Source organism: Dactylosporangium sp. NPDC049525, assembly GCF_040676755.1.
GTDB lineage: Bacteria > Actinomycetota > Actinomycetes > Mycobacteriales > Micromonosporaceae > Dactylosporangium.
The window spans coordinates 145,100-167,462 of the sequence record NZ_JBFAPO010000002.1 but is presented as its reverse complement, the minus strand read 5'-3'; the positions used below and the strand labels follow the sequence as shown (position 1 = coordinate 167,462).

The following is a 22,363-nucleotide window of genomic DNA, read 5'->3' as shown; positions in this document are numbered from 1 at the left end:
GCCAAGCCGCCTCCACGACCGCGCCAGCCACCACGACCGCGCCGGCTCCAACTCCACGCCAGCTCCACCACCGCGCCGACTCCAGCACCGCGGCGGCTCCAACTCCATGCCGGCCCCAACACCGCGGCGGCTCCAGCACCGCGGCGGCTCCAGCGTCGCCGGAGCAGCTACACCGGGCGGCGCAAGGTGGCGAGGATCGAGTCGCGGACGGCGGAGCGGCCGGCCTCCTGGGCGCCGAGCAGTGCGGCGTCGTCGTGCAGCGTGCTGGTCGCGATCGCCGTCTCCAGGGGCGCGGCCTCGGCCAGCGCGGTCGCGACCGCCGTGCTCAACACCGGCCCGCCGGCCTGGCCGACCTCGCCGCCGATGACGACGAGCGGCGGGTCGAGCACGGCGACGACGGCGGACAGGCCGATCGCGATCCGGCCGGCCAGGGTCGTCACGAAGCTGCGGGCGGCGTCGTCGCGCTCCGAGGCGCGGGCCACGGCGACGGCCATGGTGCCGGCGGCGGTGCTCTCCTGCAGGCCGTACTCGGCGGCGAGGTCGAGCACGGCGCCGCCGCCGACCAGGTCCTGGAAGTCGACCCGGCCGGTGAACCCGCGGCCGCCGGTGACGCCGGGCAGCATCATCGGCATGTACCCGATCTCGCCGGCGCCGCCGCGGGCACCGCGCAGCAGGGTGCCGCCGAGGTCGATGGCGAGGCCGAGACCGGCCTCGCCGAGCCAGAGCAGGGCGAAGCTCTCCGCGTCGCGGCCGGCGCCGTGGGCGCGTTCGGCGACGGCGGCGAGGTTGACGTCGTTGTCGACGCCGACGGGCACGCCGAGGCGGCGGCGCAGGTCGTCGACGAGCCCGGGGCGGCCCCAGCCGGGGACCTCGACGTGGTGCAGGACGTCGGTGCGGGCGTCGTAGGACCCGGCGACGGCGATCTGCACCTGCGCGACCGGGTCGGGCGCGATCCTGGCCTCCTTGCACACGTCCTGCACGGCGTCGACGACGGCCGAGACCGGGTCGGTGCGGGTGAAGTCGACCGCGAGCTCGAGCCGGCCGCGGACGGTCCCGGCGAGGTCGGTGACGGCCGCGCTGACCGTCGGCAGGTCCGAGCCCGAGATGCCGCCGGGCGGCGGGGACGCGGTGCGGTCGCGCACGGACAGGGCGACGGAGTACGCGGCGTCGGGGTTCACCGCGTACACCTCGGCGTTGGGGCCGGGGCCGGCGCTGACGTAACCGACGACGGTGACGAGCTTCGCCTCCGTGAGCCGCCGCAGCGCCTCCGAGATCGTCGGTTTGGACAGCCCGGTCAGCTCACGCAGGTCGCCGCGCGTGAGGGTGCCGCGTTCGAGGACATGACTCAGGGCGGCCGCGTCGTTCATGGCCCTGAGCAGCTTGGACGATCCGCCGAGATGCGTCATGGTGGCTCGAACCGTATGGGCGGGCGTCGGCGGGTGTCAATCGCCACGCGCGGTCGGGTGGACGTCACTTAAACTCACCAAGGGGACAAAAACGACGAAAAGCGTGGTCAGGTGATGACGGTCGATCCGGAGCTGCTCGCCGCGGCGCTCGACCAGCTCGGCACCGGGCTGCTCGTCACCGGCGCCGACGGCACCGTCGTCGCGGCGAACCAGGCGACCCGGGACCTCCTGGGCGAGCAGGCGACGGGGCGGAAGGTCGGCGACACCGTCGCCGCGGCGATGGCGAAGGACGACCACGGCCGCTGGTCGCCGCGGCCGGGGCTGGTCGTGGAGTGGACCTGGACCGCGCTGCTGACCGGCACCCCGCACGAGGGCCGCTGCCTCGTGCTGCGGGACGTGTCGCACCGCATCGCCGACCGGGCCAGGCTCCGCCGGCAGAACCGGGCCCTGGCGGAGCTGGTCGCGATGAAGGCCGAGTTCACCGCGGCCGTGTCGCACGAGCTGCGCACCCCCGTCACGTCGATCGCGGCGATGTCGGAGCTGCTGGGCGAGGAGGTCACCGAGCCGGACCCCCTCGCGGCGCCGGTCGCGGCCGTCGCCCGCAACGCCGCCCGGCTCCTCGGCCTCATCGACAACGTCACGGAGCTGGCCCGCATCGAGAACGCGCCGCCCGCCGCCGTCGCCGGCGAGAAGATCGCGCTGGAGGAGGTGGTGGCGGCCGCGCTGCCCGGCTGGACCGCCGCCGCCCGCGACGCCGCCGTGCACCTGACCGCGACCGGTGCCCACGACGCGACCGTCGAGGGTGAGCGGGTGCTGCTGCGGCGGCTCGTCGACGCGATGATCGGCATCGGGCTCGCGGCCGCCGAGCCGGGAGCCCTGCTCGGCGTCGACGTGGCGTCCACCGACAGCGGCTGGCGGATCACCGTGCCGATCGGCGGGCGCGGCGGCGACCGGCTCTTCACGTCCTCCGCGGCCACCGGCGAGGGCGTGCGGCACGACTCGACGGCGTTGATGCTGTGCCGGGCCATCGTCGCGCGGCACGGCGGCCGGTTGACCACCGACACGGACCCGGACGGCGCCGCGGTCCTCGCAGCGCATCTACCCTCCTGAGTGCGCCGGCGATCGGCCGCATGGGAGACTGCCGCACCATGCTGCACTTCATATACGGCGTGGACCGGCCGGGCACCGGCCCGCTGCGCGTGGAGCTCCTCGAGAAGCACTGGGCGTACATGGACGGCTACGTCAAGGAGCTCACCGCCCGCGGCCCGACGCTGAGCGAGGACCGGACCGAGGCCACCGGCAGCATCCACATCGTCGAGCTGCCCGACCTCGCCGCCGCGCGGAGGTTCGCGTTCGACGAGCCGAACTACCAGGCCGGCGTCTACGATCCCGTGCTGCTGCTGCGATACGAGGACACCCTCGGCGGCACCATGTGGCAGCACGCCTCCGGCGCGGGCGAGGGGTTCCTGCTCATCGGCCACGCGCCGCCGGGCACCCGGCCCGCCCGGGCCGCGGCGCCGGCCCGCGGCATGCTCGCCCGCGGCGAGCTGTTCTCGCACGAGGACGGCGGCTGGCTCGGCACCGCGGTGCTGGTCGAGGCGGCGGTCGACGGGGCGCCGGTGCGGGCCGCGGACGTGCTGCCGGGCGGCTACGACGAGGTCGAGATCCACCCGTGGCAGATGGGTGGCCGCCGCTGAGTGCCTCCCACCCCTGCGGACCTGACCAAGGACGTGTACGGTGCCGCTCGATTGATTCAACGCGAGGGGAGCGCGGGTGCCATGCACATCAACGACTTTTTGAGCGCGATCCCGATCGGTCTGCTCATCGGTGTCCTCGGCCGGCTGGTCCTGCCGGGCCGCCAGTCGATCGGGTTGTTCATCACGTTCCTGATCGGCGTCGGCGCGGCACTGCTCGGCACGCTCGTCGCCGAGCTGATCAACCTCGACGACGACGCCCTGGTCAAGGTGTGGAAGATCCAGTGGAGCTGGTGGGAACTCGGCATCCAGGTGCTGTTCTCCACGATCGGCATCGGGCTGGCCAACACGCTGACCTACACCAGGCTCGCATCCGGCAACCCGAAGCCCCGCAAGCGCGCCACCCCCCGCCGCCGCAAGAAGGCCGAGGACTGACCGGAGACTGACGCCGCTGGTCGATGCCCGTCCCGCGAGGGACGTTGGATACATGGACAGACCAGTGGTCGTCGGCGTCGACGGGTCGGTGGCGAGTCTCGGCGCGGTGCGATGGGCCGCCGACGAGGCCGCCCGGCACGACCGGACGCTTCGGGTCGTGCACGCGATGAGCTGGGAAGGCCCCGCCGACGGGCAGGGGGTCGTGCTGGACGCGGCCGCCGACGCGCGGGGCTGGCAACCGGGCATCGCGGTGGAGACCGTCACCGTCGGCGGGCCGGCCGCCCGGGTCCTGCAGGAGCAGTCCCGCACCGCCAGCCTGGTGGCGATCGGCGGCAGGCCGCACGACGGCGGCCTGCTGGACTCGTCGGTCGGCGCCCACCTGGCCGCCTTCGCGCACTGCCCGGTCCTGGTGGTCAACCGGGGCGAGCGGTGGCTGACCGAGGACCGGCACCCGCTGGACGTGTGGCCGGGGCCGCCCTCCCCGGACCGGGCCGGTCCCGGCGCGGACCCGATGACGGCGCTGCCCGGCACCGCGCCGGTGGTGGTCGGCGTCGACGGGACGCCGTCGAGCTGGCGGGCCCTCGATTTCGCCTACGACGAGGCGCGGTCGCGGCACGTGCCGCTCGTCGCCATGCACGCCGGGCACACCCGGCCACACAGCGCCGTTTACGCGGAGCTGGCGCCGTGGCTGCGGCGGCACCGCGACGTCGACGCCAGGTTCGCCGGGTCGGACGAGCCGGTCCTCGAGGCGCTCACCGCCGCCGCGAGCAACGCGCTGCTGCTCGTCGTGGGCGCGCACCGCGTCTGCTGGTATGAGCAGCCCCGGCCGAACCCGCGCACCCAGCTCATCGTCCATCACGCCGCCAGCCCCGTCCTCGTGACGCGCAGCGTCTAAGACCTAGCTCGCGCTGGTCTCCCGGGCGGACTGGAACACCTCGGCGGCGGCGAGCTCGCTGATGACGGCGTTGAGCTCGTCGATCTGCTCGTCGGTGTTGGCGGCCGTGACCTGCACCCGGAAGCCGACCTGGTCGCGGGGCACCCCCGGGTAGGGCGCGAGGGTCACGAACAGCCCGCGCTGCCACAGCAGCTCCGACACCTCGACCAGGTCGCGGTCCAGGGCGATCGGCAGCTCGATGATCGGCGTGTCGTCGGTGTTGGGGGTGAAGACGCCGAGCTCGCGGACGTGCTGCAGCACCCGGGTCGACATGCGGTGCAGGTCGGCGCGCAGCTTGTCGCCGCGGTCGGCGTTGACGTCGAAGCCGGCCAGGACGGTCGCGAGGGACGCGGTCGGCGACGGGCCGGAGTACAGGTAGGGCGCCGCGGAAGCCTTGAGCCGGTTCTTCAGCACGGTCGGCACCGCCAGGAACGCCAGCAGCGACGAGTACGCCTTGGAGAACCCGCCGACGAGCACCAGGTCGTCGTAGGACTCGCCGTAGTAGCGCACGATGCTGTTGCCGCGGGTGCCGTAGGGGCTCGTCTCCTCCGTGGACCGCTCGCCGATGACGCCGAAGCCGTGCGCGTCGTCGACGTACAGGACCGCGCCGTGCGCCCGGCACAGGTCCAGGTACTGCCCGATGCGCGGGATGTTGCCGGTCATGCTGTTGACGCCGTCCATGCAGACCAGGACCGGGCCGGGCAGGTCCGTGGCCAGCAGCGAGGCGAGCTCGTCGATCGTCTTGAACCGTTTCAGCGTGGCGCCCAGACCACGGGCGTGCACGCAGCCGTCCCAGATCGTCTTGTGCGCCCGGGCGTCGACCAGCAGCGTGCCGCGCTGCGCCAGGACCGGGATCACCGACAGGTGGATCTGCGTGATCGTGGGCAGGACCAGCGTGTCGGGAGCGCCGAGCAGGTCGGCGAGCCGCTCCTCGATCCGCGGATACAGCGCGGGGTTGCCCAGCATCCGCGACCAGCTGGGATGGGTGCCCCAGCGCCGCAGCTCGCCCTCGACGGCGTCGATGATCTGCGGCTCCAGGTCGAAGCCGAGATAGTTGCAGGAGGCCCAGTCGGTGAGCCAGTGCTCCCCGACCCGGATCCGGCGGCCGTCGACCTCGTCGATGACCGCGTCGTAGAAGCGGGTACGGGCCCGCAGGTCGGCGATACCGCTGTAACGGGGGTCGTCGTCGACAGCGGCAGCGAGGTGGTTGAGCACAAGTCCTCCGAAGGCCTCAGGCCGCCGAACGACTTCCCCGTTGAAGCCCCGACGCTTCCTCTAACAACCATTGACTCGCGTCACCGTAGCTCAACGGCCTGGAGAACAAGTAACCCTGGCCCAGATGGCAGCCCATCGCCACCAGAAGATCACGCTCGGCCTCGGTCTCGATACCTTCAGCAACAATTTGCAGTTGCAGAATCGCCGAGAGCTGCACGATCATGTCGACGACCGCGTGCTGCTCCGACGACGACGCGATGGTGTCGATGAAGCTCTTGTCGAGCTTCAGCACGTCGACGGGCAGGCGCCGCAGGTAGGACAGCGACGAGAAGCCGGTGCCGAAGTCGTCGATGGCGATGCGGACGCCGGCCTCGCGCAGTTCGGCGAGCTCGGCGGTGACCTCGCCGTCGTCGTGCAGCAGCAGGCTCTCGGTCATCTCCACCAGCAGGCTCGCCGGCGGCAGGCCCATCCGGTCGATCTCCTGCAGGACCCACCGGGCGAAGCCCTGCTCACGGCCGCGGAACTGGCGGGCGGAGACGTTGACCGACACGTACACCTCGTCGCCGGGGTGCAGCAGGCGCCACTGCGCGGCGGCCTCGACCGCGTTGCGCAGCACCCACGCGCCGAGCGGCACGATCAGGCCGCTCTCCTCCGCGACGGAGATGAACTCGGCCGGGGACACCATGCCGCGGGTCGGATGGTTCCACCGCACCAGCGCCTCGAAGCCGTGGGTGCGGCCGTCGCCGATCGCGACGATCGGCTGGAAGTGCAGCAGGAACGCGCCGTCGGCGATGGCCCGGTCCAGGTCGGCGCGCAGCTTGTGCCGCTCGACGACGGCGCTGTGCAGCGAGGACTCGTAGCGCCGCCAGCGGTCCTTGCCGGCGTCCTTCGCGACGTACACGGCGAGGTCGGCGTGGCGCAGCAGGTCCTGGGCGTCGGCCGCCTCGGCGGTCGTGGCGACGCCGATGCTGGCGGTCGCGGTGACGTCGCCGTGCGGCAGCTCGAACGGGGTGGCGAAGCTGGCGAGGACCTTCTCCGCGACGCGTTCGACGTCGGCGGCGCTGCCGGCCCGGCGGACCAGGGCCGCGAACTCGTCGCCGCCGAGCCTGGCCACGGTGCCGGCCGCGCCGTAGGAGCCGTCGACGGCCCGCAGCGCCTCGGTGAGCCGCTTGCCGACCGCGACGAGCAGCGCGTCGCCGGCGCTGTGGCCGAGGGTGTCGTTGACGACCTTGAAGTCGTCGAGCTCCATGATGAGCACGCCGACGGTCGCGCCGTTCTCCGCGCCGGAGCTGACCGCCTCCTGCACCCGCCCGAGGAACACCTCCCGGTTCGGCAGGCCGGTGAGCGCGTCGAAGGTGGCCCGCTGGTACAGCTCCGCCTGCAGCCGGCTGCGTTCGGTGACGTCGCGGAGGGTCACGACGATGCCGCCGACGGTCGGCTCGCCGCGCAGGTCCCGGAACGTGGCCTCGACCAGGGCGGGCCGGCCGTCGGCGCCGACCACGCGCAGGTCGTCGCCGGGCCGGTCGACGCCGCGGGTGCGCAGCTCGTGCAGGCGGCGGTCGACCTCGACGAGGCTCTCCTTCGCGAACGCCATCGGCAGCGGGGTGCCCTCGAGCTGGTCGCTGCCGAACAGCGCCCGCGCGGACGGGCTGGCGTAGCGGATCTGGTCGTGGTCGCCGACGATGAGGATGACGTCGGCGGTGTTGAGCACCAGGGTGCGGAAGTAGGCCTCGCTGTTGCGCCGGCCGATCTCCTCGCCGAGCGCGATCCGCTCCAGGGCGAGGGCGGCCTGGGTGGCGAGGATCTGCGCGGCCTCCTGCACGCCGACGAGCGTGACCTCGTCGGCGGCGATGTAGAGCGCCCGGCCGGACTCGCGGCCCTCCACCGGCGCGAGCGGGCAGCACAGCGTGACCTCGAAGTCGCCGAGGTCCTCGGCGAGGGACGGCGCCAGTGTCCGCGTGTACGGCATCGACACGGCGCCGTCGCCCGCCGGCGCGAGCACGACCCGGTGCGGCCTGCCGAGGGGCAGCAGCTCGGCGATCGCGGTGCGCACGGTGGCCGTCACGCCGGCCTCGTCGGTCGCCATCAGCAGCGCCCCGCCGGCCCGGCGCAGCCGGCGCTCCCGCTGCACGGTGTGCCGCTGGACGTTGACGGCCCGGCCGAGCCGCAGCAGGACCATGCCGGACAGCAGCGCCGAGGACGCGGCGATGACGGTGGCGTCGTGGACCTCGCCGCTGCGCATCTCGAAATACAGCACGCACGGCGCGATGAACAGGGCCAGGCCGAGCAGCAGCAGCCGGCCGAAGTGCTCCTCGCCGGCCCGGTGCACCTTGGGCTCGGTCAGCTCCCGCATCGACGGGTGCAGCGCCGCGACGCCCCACAGCGCGTAGAACGCGACCCAGCCGATGTCGACGGGGCCGCCGGTCTCCCAGACGCCGTTGAGCTGCTTGAGCCCGTACCCGACGTCGGCGCTGAGCAGCCCGACGCCACCGGCGGCCAGCAGCAGCAGGGCGGGGCTGCGGCGCACGGCGGTGATGAGCCGGGCACCGACGGCGAGCACCACGATGTCGGCGAGGGGATACGCGATCGAGAAGCTCTTCTCGAGCACCGACAGCGCGGGATCCTCGACGTAGGGCCGGATGAGGAAGATGTACGACAGCAGCCCGAGCCCGGCGGTCACGGTGACGGCGTCGTACAGCCCGCTCGGGTCACGGCGGGCCACCCCGATGCGGATCAGCCCCACCAGGGCGGCCGCGATCAGCACGTAGACGGCCAGGTAGAAGCCGTCGGCGACGGACGGGAAGCCCTGGCGGTCCAGCAGCCGGGTGAGGACGTCGGCGATGAGGTCGCCGGTGATGAACGAGGCGACGGCGCCGGCGAGCAGGAACCAGGGTGCGCGGCGGCGGGGCTTGTTGATGCGCACGCCGGTGACGATGGCCGCGACGCTGGTGAGGCCGATCGCGGACCACAGGATCAGGTGCAGGGCGGGCAGCGCGAAGTTGGCCACCACGAGGGCAGCCATGATCACGCAGTAGCCGGCCAGCACCCTACGCGGCGACACGCATCCCTCCCGACCGTCACGGTGGCGCCCCGACGCTACCCAGTGACACCCGTAAACGCCCTATCGGCACGAGGCCCGTCCCATTTAGGCTTTTTGGCGAGGGGAGCCATCGGCCTGCCCTCACCGTAGATTGTTTGCTGCCTAATGAGGAATACCTTGCATGAACCTGCCATGTGGCGTTGACCAGGGACTTTGCGCCAATCGAGTGGTATGTGGAGTTCGTGCCACCTGACCCGCCGGATCCGTCGTACGGCCCGTTGCCAGGGCATCTACGCTGCGCGATGGTTCACGAATTCATTCACCTCATTCGGCAAAAGGTAACTTTCACGCCATCTCGGCGCGTCCACGCTGGTCGGCGCGCGCGGCCGGCACGCACTGTGGACCGGCCGCGACGGACAGCCATACGGTCGGCCTTCCCGTACCCCGGAAGGACCCCGCATGCGTACTCCCCGAAGGTGGCGGCGGCCCGCCGTCGCCGCGATCGTTGCCGTGACCCTCGGCACCGCCGGACTCTGGCTGGCCGGCGGCGGGTCGGCGAGCGCCGGCACCATCGCCGGCACGTTCTACCGCGACCCCGGCTCGCAGGTGCTGCGCTGGCTCGCGGCCAACCCCGGCGACTCGCGGGCCGCCCTCATCCGGGACCGGATCGGCGTACAGCCGCAGGCCAGGTGGTTCACCACCCCGAACACCGCGACCACCACGGCCTCCGTGCAGTCCTACGTCGGCGCCGCCAACACCGCCGGGCAGATCCCGGTGCTGGTCGCCTACGCCATCCCCAACCGCGACTGCGGTGGCGCCTCCGCCGGCGGGACCACCACCCTGACCGAGTACGCGGCGTGGGTGCGCGCATTCGCCGCGGGCCTCGGCACCCGCACCGCGGTCGTGCTGCTGGAGCCGGACTCCCTCGCCCTGCAGACCTGCCTCGACAGCGCCGGCGTGGCCGCCCGCGACGCCGCCCTGGCCAGCGCCGTCACCACCATCAAGCAGGCGAACCCTTCGGCGAAGGTGTACCTCGACGCCGGGCACTCCGCCTGGAACTCCGCCGGCGACCAGGCCGGCCGGCTCGTCGCCGCGGGCGTGCGCAACGCCGACGGCTTCTACAGCAACGTGTCCAACTTCCGCACGACGGCGGACGAGGTCGCGTACGGCCGCAACATCCTCAACGCCATCGGCGCCGGGAACCTGCACCAGATCGTCGACACCAGCCGCAACGGCCGCGGGCCCAACGGCAGCCAGTGGTGCGACCCGGCCGGCCGCGGAGTGGGCGTCGGGCCCACGACCAGCACCGGCGAAGCGAGCGTCGACGCGTTCGTGTGGGTCAAGCTGCCCGGCGAGGCCGACGGGTGCGCCGCCGCCGCGGGGCAGTTCGTGCCCGACCTGGCCTACCAGTTGGCGTTGAACGGTGTCGTACCGTCGACGCCGCCGACGTCGCAGTCGCCCTCGGCGTCCCCGTCCGCGTCGCCCTCGAAGTCGCCGTCGTCCTCACCGTCGTCCTCACCGTCGAAATCCCCGTCGTCGTCGCCGCCCGCCTCCCAGGGCAGCACCGGGTGCTCGGTGGCGTACCGGGTGGACAACCAGTGGAACAACGGCTTCACCGCGACCCTGACCATCACCAACCGCGGCCCCGGCACGGTCAACGGCTGGACGCTCACCTTCGCCTTCGCCGGTGACCAGCGCATCAGCAACGCCTGGAACGCCACGGCGTCGCAGAGCGGCACCGCGGTCACCGTCCGCGACGGCGGCTGGAACGGCACGGTGCCGGTCGGCGGCACCGCGAGCTTCGGCTTCCAGGCCGGCTACTCCGGCACCAACGCGACCCCGGCGGCGTTCAAGCTCAACGGCACCACCTGCACCTGACCCCTGTCGCGGGGAGCCGTCACCGGCGGCTCCCCGCGCTCAGCGGTATCAGCGCCAGCAGCGCGGTGAGCGCGGCGACCAGGAGCACTCCCCCGGCGGCCCACGCGCCGAACAGCGCCAGGGCCGACAGTTCCGTGGCCAGGGCCGCCACCGACGTGACGGTGGCCCGGGACGCCCCCTCGATCACGTGCTGCATCCGGGCGTCGACGAGGACCAGCACGTAGCGGTACAACCCGTAGAAGACCGCGACGAGCACGATGCCCGCCGGCAGGCGCAGCACCCCGGCCGCGGCCAGAGCGGCGGCGGCGACCCCGAGCAGCGTCGCCTGCACCGCCGGTCGTGGCGTCCCGGTGTACGCGACGAGCCCCGCACCCGCCGCCCCACCGAGCGTGACGACGAGGACCAGCAGCGGGTTCAGCCCGGTCGGCACGCCCCAGCCGGCGGCCATCACGGAGAAGTACTCGTCGATCGCGTCCAGCCCGGCGACGGCGGCGAGCGCCAGGATCGCGGTGCGCACCGCCGGCGCGCGGGCCGCCTGCCCGATCCCGTCGCCGAGCGTCGCGAAGTATCCCCGCTGGTCGTCCTCGCCCGCCGCTTCCTGCGCTGCCGCCGCGGGCGAGTTCAGCCGCAGGGCGAGGGCCGCGGCGCACAGGCAGATCCCGACGCTGACCCAGCCGACCAGGGCGTAGCCGCCGAGGGGGAACAGCACGACGGCGGCACCGGCCGCGGGGATCTGCGCGATCAGCCCGGCGGCGGCGACCCGCCCGGACACCCGCGCGTAACGGTCCGCGGCACCGGCGGCGGCGAGCCCGTCATACAGCAGGGCCTCCAGGGACCCGCTGGACAGGGCGCCGCCGACGCCCCAGATCACGAACCCGGCGGCGAACACCCATCCGCCGGGCGCCGCGGTCCACACCGCGAACGCGACGGCCTGCAGCACCCCGGCCGCGACCAGCGCGCCCCGCCGGGAGAACCGGTCGGCGAGCGCACCGGTGGGCACCTCGGCGAGCAGCCCGACGCTCGACCAGAGCACGAACAGCAGCGAGATCTGCCCGTCGCCGAGGCCGGTGTCGGTGAACAGCAGCGCATACAGCGGATACAGCGGCAGCGCGTCGGACAGCAGCGCCCACCTGACCGCTCGCCTCGCGAACCGGCCGGCGGGATCGGCAGGGCGTCAACCAAACGGCATGCCGGGGACGCTACCGCGCCACTGCCTCAGCGGCTCAACGATTTTCCGAACGCGTCCGCGATCGGCCCGGTCACGTCCTGCCCGGCACCCTCGACGTAGACGCAGTACGCCACGTCGCCGCGCACCACCACCGACATCCCCGGCACCGTCAGCGGGCCGCTCAGGGCCGGGCCGTCCGTGGCGGGCGGCCCCGGCGACGGCTCCGTGACCAGCACCGGCTGGCTCCAGTGACCCCTGGCGACGGCGGCCGCGGCGGCCGCGTAACCCAGCGGCGAGCCGACCACGCCCTGCGCGGTGACCCGGCCGGTGAACATGTCCGCGCCGAGCTTCCACGCCGCGCCGAACCCGGCGGCGGTGCCGTCGACACCGATCGGCGGGCTCGCCACCTCGGCCTGGAACGCCAGGTTGTACCCGGCCGCGTCCGGCCCGTTCGCGGCGGCGAGGACCGCCCCGTCGGCGACCCGGACCACGACCAGTGCGGACCGTTTCGTGGTCGCCGCCAGCGCCGCCTCCGCGGCCTGCTGGGTCTTCACGTCGATCGTCGTGCGCACCTTCACCCCGTCGACGGCCGGCGCCGTGTAGAGCACCTTGTCCCCGCCGTCCCCGGCCACCACTTCGAGGCGGGGCGTGCCGCGCAGGGCGGTGTCGTACCGCCGCTGCAGCCCGGTCAGGCCGGTGACGTCGCCGGCCTTGAGCGCCCCGCCGCTGCCGTCGATCAGCTCCTTGGTCGCCGGCCCCGACGTGCCCAGCAGCGCCCGCCCGAACGTGCGGGTCAGCGGCAGCGACAACGTCCCCGTCCTCGTGGCGATCCCGTCGGTGGCGGCGAGGTCCCGCTCGATCTCGGCGTAGTCCGTCTGCCGCAGCGTGACCAGGTCGACGAACGCGTCCGGCTTGGCCGCCTTGATCCGGCCCGGCAGCGCCGACACGTCGACCGACACCCGCACCGACCGGAACACCAGGTCGAGCCGCTGGAGGAGGGCGTCGACGTCGCGGACCAGCCGCGGCTCGACCCCGACGTACACGACGGGGACGTCCGACACGATCGGCGTGCCGTCGGCGGCCAGGACCACCCCGCGCGCCGCGGGCACGGACCGCAGCGTCATCCGCTTGCCGTCGGGCAGGTCCGGGTGCACGGTCGCGGCGCCGAGGTAGACCGCCCAGCGCCCGTCGATCCGGCGCGCCTCGAGGGTCGTCTCGTAGGCCCAGTGCCGCCCGTCCGGCAACGTCCAGTCGACCCCGGCCAGCGTCGTGGCGTTGTCCCTGCGCACCGTCGCCGTGCCGTGCCGCGCCACCACGGGGCGTCGCGCGCCGAGGTCACCCTCGGTGTCGGCGAGCAGCTGCCTGGCCGCGTCGGCGGCCAGCGGCTGCCCACTCGGCGTGCGCAGGTCGACGCCGGTGAAGTCGGCCCGCTGCCACCCGCTGACGAACGCGGCGAACGGGTCCTCGACGGGCGCCTCGTCCGTGCACGCCGTCAGGGTCGCTCCGAGCAGTATCGCGGTGACCAGCGCACGCCTCAGCATCCTTGCCTTCCCCCGGTGTCGTCCTTCCTCTCTGGAACCGTATCGGGCGGGTCCGGGGTTGTTCGCGGCGTGTGTGGCCCGCACCACACTCGCCGAGCGGTCAGGCGGTCAGGCGGGACACCGAGCGCATCTTGTTCATCGCGTCCAGCGCCGCCACCTTGTAGGACTCGGCGAGGGTCGGGTAGTTGAAGACCGCGTCGACGAGGTAGTCGACCGTGCCGCCGCAGCCCATGACGGTTTGTCCGATGTGGACGAGTTCGGTGGCGCCGGTGCCGAAGACGTGCACGCCGAGGATGCTGCGGTCCTCCGGCGAGACGATGATCTTCAGCATGCCGTACGAGTCGCCGATGATCTGGCCGCGGGCGAGTTCGCGGTACCGGGAGATGCCGACCTCGAACGGGATGTTGCTGTCGGTGAGGTCGTCCTCGGTGCGGCCGACGAAGCTGATCTCCGGGATGGTGTAGATGCCGATCGGCTGGAGCAGCTGCATGCCGCGCACCGGCTCGTCGCAGGCGTGGTGGGCGGCGAGGCGGCCCTGCTCCATGGACGTGGAGGCCAGCGCCGGGAAGCCGATGATGTCGCCGACGGCGTAGATGTGCGGCACCTCGGTCTGGAAGTGCTCGTCGACCGTGATCCGGCCGCGCTTGTCCGCCTCCAGGCCGGCCTTCTCGAGGCCGAGCTGGTCGGCGGCGCCCTGTCGGCCGGCGGAGTACATGACGGCGTCGGCGGCGATCCGCTTGCCGCTGGCCAGGACCGCGACGGCGGTGCGGCCGTGGCGCTCGACCGCGGCGACCGACTCGCGGAAGCGGAACGAGACCGACAGGTCACGCAGGTGATACTTCAGCGCCTCGATGATCTCCAGGTCGCAGAAGTCGAGCATCCGGTCGCGGCGCTCCACGACGGTGACCTTGGTGCCGAGGGCGGCGAACATGGAGGCGTACTCGATGCCGATGACGCCGGCACCGACGACGACCATGGAGCCCGGGATCTTGTCGATGTTGAGGATGCCGTCGGAGTCGATGATGGTGATGTCGTCGAAGTCGACGCTGTCCGGGCGGGCCGGGCGGGTGCCGGCCGCGAGGATGATCTTCTCGGCGGACACCAGCGACGAGTGCCCGTGCTCGTCGGTGATGGTCAGGGTGTGCGGGTCGACGAACTGGCCGGTGCCCTGCAGCAGCTTCACCCGGTTGCGGGCGAGCTGGCTGCGGATGACCTCGATCTCCCGGCCGATCACGTGCTGGGTCCGCGCGCCCAGGTCGCCGACGGTGATGTCGTCCTTGACGCGGTAGCTCTGGCCGTACATCTCCCGCTGGCTGAGACCGGTCAGGTAGAGCACCGCCTCGCGCAGGGTCTTGCTCGGGATGGTGCCCGTGTTGATGCAGACACCACCGATCATGTTGCGCCGTTCGACGACGGCGACCCGGCGGTCGAGCTTCGCCGCCGCGATCGCCGCCTTCTGCCCACCGGGGCCGGAACCGAGCACGAGGACATCGAAGTCGTACATGAACCACAGTCTCCAGTGCGAAAACGGGCCCGTCCAGATGATCGGGACTATGGTCGTCCGCGTGAAACGACTTCTTCAGGGTTTGGCAACGCGGCTGGGCGTCCGGCCCGCCGCGCCCGCGCAACCGACCGCCGCACCGGCACCCGCCGCGCCGCGGGGCACCGCGCCCCGGGCCACGCTGCACAAGCCGGGGCCGCCGCCCAAGCACGCCGGCGACAAGCTGCTGCAGTACGCCCCGCAGCTGGACGGCGCCGCCGACCCGGGCGAGGTCGTGTGGACGTGGGTGCAGTACGAGGACGACCCGAACCAGGGCAAGGACCGCCCGGTCCTGGTCGTGGGGCGCAAGGGCACGTCGCTGGTGGGCCTGATGCTGTCCAGCCAGAGCGAGCGCGACGGGCAACGCAACTGGTTCGCCCTCGGTCCCGGATCGTGGGACCGGGATCAGCGGCCGAGCTGGGTCCGCCTGGACCGGGTGCTGACCGTCGAGGAGCACGGCATCCGGCGCGAGGGCGCGGTGCTGGACCGGCAGCGCTTCGACCGCATCGCCGAGCAGCTGCGCGCCTCCTACGGCTGGGACTGACACCGCGCGGGCCGGCCGCCGCGGTGGCGGCCGGTCACTGTGGCAGCGGCGCCTTGCCCAGGCCCTTGACGGTGGCGCGCAGGGTGTCGTGGCGGCCGTCCGGGTCGTCGGGTTCGGCCACGAAGCACAGCCCGGAGCCGTCCTCGAACCAGCGCACCTGCAGGTCGCCGCGGTCCCGCAGCTCGGCCTCGGTCAGCGACAGGTAGCCGGCGGCCACGCCCGGGCAGCCGGCCCGCTGGTCGGTGCCGTCGGCGACGACCCCGACGATCTCGCCGGAGTGGTGCTCCGCGCAGTCGCCGTACAGCAGGTTCTCCTCGTCGTCGAGGTCGTTGACGAGGCAGGTGATCGCGAGGCGCCGGTCGCCGCGCAGGCCGTCCTTGAAGCTGGCGGTGCTGCCGACCGCCTCGGCGGCGGTGCCGGAGGTCTCCACCATGCCGCAGTACGCCTTGCCGCGCCGCTGCTCGGACAGGCCCCACATGACGCGGGACTGCCGCCAGGGCCCGCCGAGGAACGCGTCGACCCTGCGTTGGCACTCCTCCTCGGCGCCGGCGGCGTCCAGCTGCACGATGATCTCCCAGTCGTGCGCCTGGTCACAGCCCACCGGCTCCAGCCGCTCGCCCGCGCCGGGGATCCCGGTGACCCCCGACAGGGTCGCGTAGCAGCCCCGGCCGGACGCCCCGGAGCCGCCGGGGCCCTGGGAGATGATGTGCCACAGCAGCACACCGGCGATGCAGAGCAGCACGGCGATGTACACCACGGTCTTCTTGGGCATGGTCGGGCACGGTATCGGCCGCGCCCGAGATCATCAACGCCGATTCGGGTCAGGGCTGCGGCTGGAACACCGGCAGCATCTTCGCCAGTTCCTCGCGCATGAGCGCGGCGGCCTCGTCGAAGCTCGCCACGACGGTGGCCGTGGCGTCGGTGCCGTCGCTGCCGACGAAACGCCAGGAGCCGTCCGTCGCCGACGCGAGCGTCGCCCGGGCCGGCGCGGTCCCGCGGGTGACGGCCTGCACGGTCGAGGTGTTGAACGTGGCCACGGCGGGCCGGTGCCGGTGCAGGAAGCGGTCCGCGATCGCCAGCAGCGGCTCGCGCACGTCGACGTCGGCGCCGATCGGGGTGATGTCGTAGCAGCGGTACGCCCGCGCCGCGACCAGGAACCGGGTCATCTCCGCATCGAACAGCAGCGCCCCGTCGGCGTGGTCCTCCGCGGTCAGCCCGACCTGCACGAACGCGCGGGGGCGGTGCAGCCCGGCGGCGACCGCGGCGACCGCCGGCGCCAGCTCCAGCTTCTGCCCGTCCACGGGCGCGGCGAGGTGGCGCAGCAGCAGCGACCCGAGGCCGGCGCTGAGCACCGCGTCGGCCCGGTCGGCGTCGGTCAGCCCGAGCAGCCGGGGTGCCTCCCCCGGCTGCCCCCCGCTCGCGAGCAGGAACGACAGTTCGGCGGCGGTCATGCTGAGCTGTTCGGTGGTCCCGTCCATGGCGTCCATCCCGTCGCGCGGTCATCCGTCGTCGTGGTGCTCAACGCCGGGCACGCGATCACGTCACGCGTTTCAGCGACGGGCCGCCTTTTTCGACTTGGTGCCGGACGGCGGGCCCGGCTGCCCGGGCGGCCCGGGCGTGGGTCCGGTCGGGGTCAGCCCGCAGTAGCCCTCGATCCGCTCCGGGCCGCCGGCCGCGGCGGTGAGCGCCCGCAGGTCGGCGGGGTCCATCGGCTTGCGGTGCGGGTCGTCGCGCGTCTTCTCCCACTCCTTGCAGAGCTTCTTGGCGTCGGCGGCGGCGAGGGTACCGGGGTGCGTCGGGGTGGGTGTGACCGCCGGGCGGTGCACCGCCGGCGGGGTCGGCGACGCGGCGCGGACGGTCTGCTCCGGCCGCGGCCGCGGGTCGGGCTCCGGGACCTTGTCGATCCAGTCGTGCGCGGCCCGCTGCAACGGCTCCGGCAGCCGGCCGGCGCCCGCGGCGACCCCGGTCCCGGCGAGCACCCCGGCGGCGAGCACCGCGGCCAGCACCGCGACCCGGCGGCCCGGGTGCCGGATCGCGCGCGGCAGCTCGCTGCGGACGCTCGCCGTGCCGGCGCCGGCGGCGTACTCCTGCCGGAACGCGGCGACCGCGGCCCGCTCCCCCGCCAGTTCGCCGGACCGGGCCGGGCCGGACGCCGCGCGGAGCAGGTCGGCCACCGCGGAGTCGCCGGACCCGCCGTCCAGCAGCCGCTGCGCCTCGGCCTTGGGCAGGGTCTGGCGACGCCACCACCACCCGCGCATCAGGCACCTTCCAGGTGTGGGTGGGGCAGGTCGGCGGTGGTGGTGCCGAAGGCGACGTGGCGGGAGCGGACCTGTGGGTGTGCGGCGAGCCGGCGCAGCCCCCGCATCGCGGCGACGCGGACCGCGCCGGGCCGCTTGCCGAGGACCTCGGCGGTGCCGGCGACGTCGAGCCCGGCGACGACGCGGAGCAGGACCGCCTCGGCCTGGTCGGGTGGCAGCTCCCCGATGAGCCGCAGCGCCCATTCGGTGCCGGCGTGCTCGATGACCTCCGTGGCGGCGTCCGGCGCCGGCCAGCCGGACTCGACGTGGTCGCGGCTCTCCTCGCGGCGGCGCCACACCCGCCGGCCGTCGTCGATGGCCCGGTGCCGGGCGATGCGGAACAGCCACACCCGGAACGCGGTCGCGTCGCCGGCGAAGCGGGGCAGGTCCCGCACGACCTGCAGCCAGGTCTCCGACGCGACGTCCTCCGCTGCGTCTCCGCACACAGCGTGCAGGTACCGTAGGACCGCCGGCTGCAGGGCGCGCCACAGCACGGCGAAACCGGTCTCGTCACCGTCGGCCGCCGCCCGCAACGGCGCGGCAAGGTCGGTGTCACGCACCGGCGTCACCGACCGGGTGTAACGCGTGGCGAGCGCGGACCGCCCCTTCAGGGACGAGCACTATCCGCGCGCCACTGAGGGGGACGACCGTTGACGCACCGACTGCAGGAGCGGACATGACCGACGCCATCACGACCGAGACGGTCGACGGCTGTGTCGTGGTCACGCCCACCGGCGCCCTCGACGTGGCGACCTCACCGGCCCTGCACATGTGGGTCCACCGCTGCCTGGACGACGGCGCGACCCTGCTGGTGCTGGACCTGTCGGAGGTGGAGTTCATCGACTCCACAGCATTGCGGGTCCTCGTGTCGGTGCACAAGCGGTTGCGGGACACCGAATCGGGTGGGTTCGCCGTGGTGTGCCCGCACGCCCGGATCCGGCGGATCTTCGACCTGACCGCGCTGGACCGGGTCTTCACCCTGACCGACACGGTCGACGAGGCCGTGATCGCCCTGAAGGCTCCCTGAGGGCGCGGCGTCACGGACCGCTCACCCCCGCGTCGGACGGCACGGGCCGGGGGTGGCGGATGCCGGGGTGCCCGGTCGGCAGGCTGCGGCGGAACACCCACCAGCTCGCCGCGAGGCACGCCGCGACCAGCGGCCAGGTGAGCACCACCTGCGCGGTGGCGAGCCACACCACCTGCCCCGCCCACCACAGCGGCACGAAGATCAGCAGGCGCACCAGGTATTGGCCGACCCACACCCAGCTGGCCGCCTGGTAGGCGCGCAGCAGCGCGGGGTCGCGGCGCCACCGGGTCTTCTGGCCCAGCACGGTCCCGGCGATCAGCCCGAGGAACGGCCAGCGCACCAGGACGCTGCCGGCCCAGGCGAGCGCGCTCGCCGCGTTGGTCAGCAGCCGCACCAGGAAGAAGTCCTCGGCCCGGCCGGTGCGCAGCGCGACGATCGCGCCGAGGCACACCAGCAGCAGGCTGACCACGGTCGCGGCCGGGGCCCGGCCCTGCCGCAGCCGCCACACCGCGACGGCGGCGCCGGCGAGGACCGCGATCCCCGCGCCGAGCGCGATCGAACGGCCGCCGGCGAGCCACCCCGCCGCGAACCCGGCGACCGGCACGACGCTGTCCAGCGCGGCCCGCCGCCCGCCGAGCAGGTCGGCGAGTGACTCGTCCCCGTTGCGCACCGTCCACGTCCTCCAGAGCCCGGCCCACCTCAGGTAAGCCTGCCCTATCATGCCCGGTGCCGCCCGGCGGGTCACGATCGCGGCAGGGTGTCCGGGTCCACCAGGGCGGTCGCGTCCTCACCGCCGATGTCCTGGCGCAGCTGGTCGAGCCGGCCGAGGAGGCTGACGGAGTCGAGGACGGCGACCGCGCTCGGGAACACCGTGTGAACCCGCTCGACGGCACCGGTCAGCGCCGCCCGCAGGTCCGAGTCGTCGGTCTCGCCGTCGTCGTCGCCGTCGAGGCGCTCCCTGAGCAGCCCCGCGAGGGACCGCAGCAGCCCGGCGAGGGTCCGGCGGTCCAGGGCCGGCGGCTGCCCGGCCCGGTCGTAGAGCCGGTCCGTGGCCAGGGACACCGCCCGCACCTGCAGCGTGATGCGGACCAGGAACAGCTGCTCGTCGCGCAGGTCGGCGACCCGCTGCCGGAGCCGGCCGGCGGCGAGGTGCAGCCGGACCGTCTCCTCGACCCCGCCGACCTCGGCCGCGGCGTCGGCGCTGAGGTCGGTCAGCGCCCGCGACGTGGCGATCCAGTCGTGCCGCTGCGACGGCTCCAGGACCGGTTCACCGTCGCGGCGGTCCAGCTCGTCGGCGATGTCCCGCAGCACCGTGACCGACTGCGCCGCCCAGACGGCCAGGGCCTCGCGGGCCTGCCGCAGCCGGGGGCGCTCCGGCACGATCACGGCGACGAGCAGCCCGACGACACTGCCGATGGCGACGTCGACGAAGCGCCACTGCCCGTAACCCTTGGCGACCGGCGCCAGCACGAGCACCGCCAGCATCGCGATGGTGAGCTGGTTGCGCGCCAGGGGCGTGTTCGTGACCTGCCTGGCCAGGGCGAGGGCGGCGAACGCGGCGAGCGCCAGGGACCACCAGGTCAGGCCGAACAGCCGCACCCAGCCGACGGCCAGGCCCGTGCCGACCAGATTGGCGAACAGCAGCTGCAGGCCGGTGGCGATCGACCCGTACACGCTGGCCTGCAGCGTCAGGATCGCCACGATCGGCGCGAACAGCACCGCGGCGTTGTCGCCGAGCTGCCGGGCGAGCACCCACGCCGCGGTCGCCGCGACGGTGGTCTTGACGACGGTCAGCCAGCTCGGCCGGCTCTTCGGCACGCTCGCCAGCAGCGCGCCGAGCGGCTCGGCCACCAGGGCCCTGGGCCTCGAGAACGGCTTCGACCGGGCGGGATCCACGTGACGAAACCCTACCGGCACACCCGATAGGGTCGCAGCGTGCGCAGCTACGAACACCCGAACCTGTTCAACTTCCGCGACCTCGGCGGCTACCCCGGCCGCGACGGCCGCACGGTGCGCTGGCGCCGGCTGTTCCGCTCCGACTCCCTGAGCCGGCTCGACCCGGCCGACGCGGCGTCGTTCACCGCGCTCGGCGTGCGGACCGTCATCGACCTGCGCCGGCCGCGGGAGGTCGCCCGCGACGGCCGGGTGCCGCAGTTCGACGGCCTCGCCTACCACCACCTGCACCCCGAGCACGCCGAGTGGGAGGACGCGACCGACCACGACGAGCCCAGCGACGCCCGCTGGCTGGCCAACCGGTATCTGGACATCGCCTACGGCGGCGCCGCCGCGATGGTCGCCGCGGTCTCCGTCATCGCCGAGGCCGACAACGCGCCGGTGGTCGTGCACTGCGTCGCCGGCAAGGACCGCACCGGCGTCGTGGCCGCGCTCACCCTCGCCGCGCTCGGCGTCGCCGAGGAGGTCATCGCCGAGGACTACGCGCTGACCGCCGCCGCGACCGGCCGGTTCACCGAGCACATGCGCCGGGTCAACCCGGAGATGGCGGCGATGCCGGCGCGATACCTGGTGTCCCCCGCCGAGGCGATGCTGCTGTTCCTCGGTGACGTGCACCGGCGGCACGGCTCGGTCCGCGGCTACCTGCTGGAGATGGGCCTGCCCGAGGCGCGGCTGGCGGCGCTGGAGGCGCACCTGCTGGAGGACCCGGCGTGAGGATCTGCGTCGTCGGCGCCGGCGCGGTCGGCGGGGTCCTCGGCGTGCGCCTCGCCGCGGCCGGACTGCCCGTGTCGGTCCTGGCCAGGGGCGCCACCCTCGCCGCGATCCGGTCCTCCGGGTGGCGGCTGCGGCAGGTGTACGACGAGCGCACGGTCCACGTCACCGCCTCGGCCGACCCGGCCGTGCTGGGCCCGCAGGACCTGGTGTTCCTCACCGTGAAGGCGCACGCGCTGCCGGACCTGGCGCCGTCGCTCACCCCGCTGCTGGGGCCGGACACGGTGGTCGTCGCGGCGCTGAACGGGGTGCCGTGGTGGTTCCTGCACCCGCGGCGGCTGCACAGCGTCGACCCGACCGGCAGCATCGCCGCGAGCATCCCGAGCTCCTCGCTCCTCGGCTGCGTCGTGCACCTCAGCGCGAGCGTGGCGGCGCCGGGCGTCGTACACCTGAAGGCCGAGAACGAACTGATCCTCGGCGCCGCACCCGGCGGCCCCGACCCGGGCCCGGCCGCCGGCGTGCTGCGCGACGCCGGGTTCTCCGTGCGGGAGTCGGCCGACGTCAAGGCCGACATCTGGTACAAGCTATGGGGCAACATGACCGTCAACCCCATCTCGGCGCTGACGGGCGCGACCGCCGACAAGATCCTCGACGACGACCTGGTCAACGGCTTCGCCCACGCCGTCATGCGGGAGGCGGCGCAGATCGGCGCCCGGATCGGCTGCCCCGTGGGACAGAGCCCCACCGACCGCAACGCGGTGACCCGCAAGCTCGGCGCGTTCAAGACCTCGATGCTGCAGGACGCGGAGGCGGGCCGGCCGATCGAGCTCGACGCGATGCTCACCGTCGTGCGCGAGATCGCCGCCACGGTCGGCGTCGCAACTCCGTCGCTCGACGCGCTGCTGGGCCTGACCAGGCTCGCCGCCCGGGAACGTGGCCTGTATCCGACAGCGCCCTGACCCCGCCGGCCGTTACCGTAG

General features: G+C 73.6%; 21 protein-coding genes. 9 read left to right on the top strand and 12 right to left on the bottom strand.

Features of this window, described 5'->3' with window-relative positions; genetic code table 11:
• Window positions 1-167: 167 nt before the first annotated feature.
• Window positions 168-1,406 carry an ROK family transcriptional regulator gene (locus tag AB0K00_RS05035; RefSeq protein ID WP_363515505.1) on the bottom strand — a complete coding sequence of 413 codons (1,239 nt, stop codon included), beginning with the start codon at window positions 1,404-1,406 and terminating at the stop codon, window positions 168-170.
• A 114-nt stretch (window positions 1,407-1,520) separates the two neighbouring features.
• Between AB0K00_RS05035 and AB0K00_RS05030 the strand changes: the two genes are divergently transcribed.
• From AB0K00_RS05030 to AB0K00_RS05015, 4 genes are all read left to right on the top strand, one after another.
• Entirely contained in the window at window positions 1,521-2,516 is a 996-nt protein-coding gene (locus AB0K00_RS05030) for a PAS domain-containing sensor histidine kinase (RefSeq protein WP_363515502.1), read from the top strand.
• Window positions 2,517-2,554: 38 nt separating this feature from the next.
• Complete coding sequence (locus AB0K00_RS05025) at window positions 2,555-3,103, top strand: YciI family protein (protein WP_363515499.1); 549 nt, start codon at window positions 2,555-2,557, stop codon at window positions 3,101-3,103.
• 81 nt (window positions 3,104-3,184) lie between these two features.
• A complete protein-coding gene (locus tag AB0K00_RS05020; RefSeq protein ID WP_363515496.1) occupies window positions 3,185-3,535 on the top strand; it encodes a GlsB/YeaQ/YmgE family stress response membrane protein in 351 nt (116 codons plus the stop codon).
• 52 nt (window positions 3,536-3,587) lie between these two features.
• The gene (locus tag AB0K00_RS05015; RefSeq protein WP_363515493.1) at window positions 3,588-4,430 is read left to right on the top strand and encodes a universal stress protein; all 843 of its coding nucleotides are present in this window, start codon (window positions 3,588-3,590) and stop codon (window positions 4,428-4,430) included.
• 3 nt (window positions 4,431-4,433) lie between these two features.
• On the opposite strand, the gene AB0K00_RS05010 is transcribed toward AB0K00_RS05015, so the two are convergent.
• Both AB0K00_RS05010 and AB0K00_RS05005 read right to left on the bottom strand, forming a co-directional pair.
• Window positions 4,434-5,684 carry a pyridoxal phosphate-dependent aminotransferase family protein gene (locus AB0K00_RS05010; RefSeq protein WP_363515490.1) on the bottom strand — a complete coding sequence of 417 codons (1,251 nt, stop codon included), beginning with the start codon at window positions 5,682-5,684 and terminating at the stop codon, window positions 4,434-4,436.
• A 16-nt stretch (window positions 5,685-5,700) separates the two neighbouring features.
• Window positions 5,701-8,745: an EAL domain-containing protein gene (locus tag AB0K00_RS05005; RefSeq protein WP_363515487.1), complete on the bottom strand. Its 3,045-nt coding sequence runs from the start codon at window positions 8,743-8,745 to the stop codon at window positions 5,701-5,703.
• Between the two features lie 438 nt (window positions 8,746-9,183).
• On the opposite strand from AB0K00_RS05005, the gene AB0K00_RS05000 reads away from it, so the two are divergent.
• Window positions 9,184-10,602 carry a glycoside hydrolase family 6 protein gene (locus AB0K00_RS05000; protein ID WP_363515484.1) on the top strand — a complete coding sequence of 473 codons (1,419 nt, stop codon included), beginning with the start codon at window positions 9,184-9,186 and terminating at the stop codon, window positions 10,600-10,602.
• A gap of 19 nt (window positions 10,603-10,621) precedes the next feature.
• Here AB0K00_RS05000 and AB0K00_RS04995 read toward each other — a convergent pair whose 3' ends face one another.
• The 3 genes from AB0K00_RS04995 to sthA all read right to left on the bottom strand — a co-directional run bounded on the left by AB0K00_RS04995 (window position 10,622) and on the right by sthA (window position 14,815).
• Window positions 10,622-11,695: an MFS transporter gene (locus tag AB0K00_RS04995; RefSeq protein WP_363516431.1), complete on the bottom strand. Its 1,074-nt coding sequence runs from the start codon at window positions 11,693-11,695 to the stop codon at window positions 10,622-10,624.
• A gap of 122 nt (window positions 11,696-11,817) precedes the next feature.
• Entirely contained in the window at window positions 11,818-13,311 is a 1,494-nt protein-coding gene (locus AB0K00_RS04990; RefSeq protein ID WP_363515482.1) for a hypothetical protein, read from the bottom strand.
• A 100-nt stretch (window positions 13,312-13,411) separates the two neighbouring features.
• Window positions 13,412-14,815 (bottom strand): Si-specific NAD(P)(+) transhydrogenase, encoded by a 1,404-nt coding sequence (gene sthA, locus AB0K00_RS04985; RefSeq protein ID WP_363515479.1) that lies wholly within the window; start codon window positions 14,813-14,815, stop codon window positions 13,412-13,414.
• A 178-nt stretch (window positions 14,816-14,993) separates the two neighbouring features.
• On the opposite strand from sthA, the gene AB0K00_RS04980 reads away from it, so the two are divergent.
• Entirely contained in the window at window positions 14,994-15,395 is a 402-nt protein-coding gene (locus tag AB0K00_RS04980; RefSeq protein ID WP_363516428.1) for a type II toxin-antitoxin system PemK/MazF family toxin, read from the top strand.
• Between the two features lie 34 nt (window positions 15,396-15,429).
• Here AB0K00_RS04980 and AB0K00_RS04975 read toward each other — a convergent pair whose 3' ends face one another.
• The 4 genes from AB0K00_RS04975 to AB0K00_RS04960 form a co-directional block, all read right to left on the bottom strand.
• On the bottom strand, window positions 15,430-16,167 hold the full coding sequence (locus AB0K00_RS04975) for a septum formation family protein (protein WP_363515476.1): 738 nt from the start codon (window positions 16,165-16,167) through the stop codon (window positions 15,430-15,432).
• Window positions 16,168-16,216: 49 nt separating this feature from the next.
• Window positions 16,217-16,873, bottom strand: a complete 657-nt coding sequence (locus AB0K00_RS04970; protein WP_363515473.1) for a hypothetical protein — start codon at window positions 16,871-16,873, stop codon at window positions 16,217-16,219.
• 72 nt (window positions 16,874-16,945) lie between these two features.
• Window positions 16,946-17,653 (bottom strand): hypothetical protein, encoded by a 708-nt coding sequence (locus AB0K00_RS04965; protein WP_363515470.1) that lies wholly within the window; start codon window positions 17,651-17,653, stop codon window positions 16,946-16,948.
• Window positions 17,653-18,261, bottom strand: a complete 609-nt coding sequence (locus tag AB0K00_RS04960; protein WP_363515467.1) for an RNA polymerase sigma factor — start codon at window positions 18,259-18,261, stop codon at window positions 17,653-17,655. The genes AB0K00_RS04965 and AB0K00_RS04960 overlap by 1 nt, the downstream gene beginning before the upstream one ends.
• 107 nt (window positions 18,262-18,368) lie before the next feature.
• Here AB0K00_RS04960 and AB0K00_RS04955 point away from each other — a divergent pair, with 107 nt between their 5' ends.
• Complete coding sequence (locus AB0K00_RS04955; RefSeq protein WP_363515464.1) at window positions 18,369-18,719, top strand: STAS domain-containing protein; 351 nt, start codon at window positions 18,369-18,371, stop codon at window positions 18,717-18,719.
• Between the two features lie 10 nt (window positions 18,720-18,729).
• Here the strand turns inward: AB0K00_RS04955 and AB0K00_RS04950 are convergent, their stop codons facing one another.
• A complete protein-coding gene (locus tag AB0K00_RS04950; RefSeq protein WP_363515461.1) occupies window positions 18,730-19,389 on the bottom strand; it encodes a DUF3159 domain-containing protein in 660 nt (219 codons plus the stop codon).
• Between the two features lie 71 nt (window positions 19,390-19,460).
• A complete protein-coding gene (locus AB0K00_RS04945) occupies window positions 19,461-20,615 on the bottom strand; it encodes an aromatic acid exporter family protein (protein WP_363515458.1) in 1,155 nt (384 codons plus the stop codon).
• A gap of 39 nt (window positions 20,616-20,654) precedes the next feature.
• Here AB0K00_RS04945 and AB0K00_RS04940 point away from each other — a divergent pair, with 39 nt between their 5' ends.
• Both AB0K00_RS04940 and AB0K00_RS04935 read left to right on the top strand, forming a co-directional pair.
• A complete protein-coding gene (locus AB0K00_RS04940) occupies window positions 20,655-21,386 on the top strand; it encodes a tyrosine-protein phosphatase (RefSeq protein WP_363515456.1) in 732 nt (243 codons plus the stop codon).
• The gene (locus AB0K00_RS04935) at window positions 21,383-22,342 is read left to right on the top strand and encodes a 2-dehydropantoate 2-reductase (RefSeq protein WP_363515453.1); all 960 of its coding nucleotides are present in this window, start codon (window positions 21,383-21,385) and stop codon (window positions 22,340-22,342) included. The genes AB0K00_RS04940 and AB0K00_RS04935 overlap by 4 nt, the downstream gene beginning before the upstream one ends.
• Window positions 22,343-22,363 lie beyond the last annotated feature (21 nt).

What these genes read in the sequence shown, in the direction of transcription:
- AB0K00_RS05035 (WP_363515505.1), bottom strand. Translation starts at nt 1,406, where the DNA reads ATGACGCATCTCGGCGGATCGTCCAAGCTGCTCAGGGCCATGAACGAC.
- AB0K00_RS05030 (WP_363515502.1), top strand. Translation starts at nt 1,521, where the DNA reads ATGACGGTCGATCCGGAGCTGCTCGCCGCGGCGCTCGACCAGCTCGGC.
- AB0K00_RS05025 (WP_363515499.1), top strand. Translation starts at nt 2,555, where the DNA reads ATGCTGCACTTCATATACGGCGTGGACCGGCCGGGCACCGGCCCGCTG.
- AB0K00_RS05020 (WP_363515496.1), top strand. Translation starts at nt 3,185, where the DNA reads ATGCACATCAACGACTTTTTGAGCGCGATCCCGATCGGTCTGCTCATC.
- AB0K00_RS05015 (WP_363515493.1), top strand. Translation starts at nt 3,588, where the DNA reads ATGGACAGACCAGTGGTCGTCGGCGTCGACGGGTCGGTGGCGAGTCTC.
- AB0K00_RS05000 (WP_363515484.1), top strand. Translation starts at nt 9,184, where the DNA reads ATGCGTACTCCCCGAAGGTGGCGGCGGCCCGCCGTCGCCGCGATCGTT.
- AB0K00_RS04990 (WP_363515482.1), bottom strand. Translation starts at nt 13,311, where the DNA reads ATGCTGAGGCGTGCGCTGGTCACCGCGATACTGCTCGGAGCGACCCTG.
- sthA (WP_363515479.1), bottom strand. Translation starts at nt 14,815, where the DNA reads ATGTACGACTTCGATGTCCTCGTGCTCGGTTCCGGCCCCGGTGGGCAG.
- AB0K00_RS04975 (WP_363515476.1), bottom strand. Translation starts at nt 16,167, where the DNA reads ATGCCCAAGAAGACCGTGGTGTACATCGCCGTGCTGCTCTGCATCGCC.
- AB0K00_RS04970 (WP_363515473.1), bottom strand. Translation starts at nt 16,873, where the DNA reads ATGGACGGGACCACCGAACAGCTCAGCATGACCGCCGCCGAACTGTCG.
- AB0K00_RS04965 (WP_363515470.1), bottom strand. Translation starts at nt 17,653, where the DNA reads ATGCGCGGGTGGTGGTGGCGTCGCCAGACCCTGCCCAAGGCCGAGGCG.
- AB0K00_RS04955 (WP_363515464.1), top strand. Translation starts at nt 18,369, where the DNA reads ATGACCGACGCCATCACGACCGAGACGGTCGACGGCTGTGTCGTGGTC.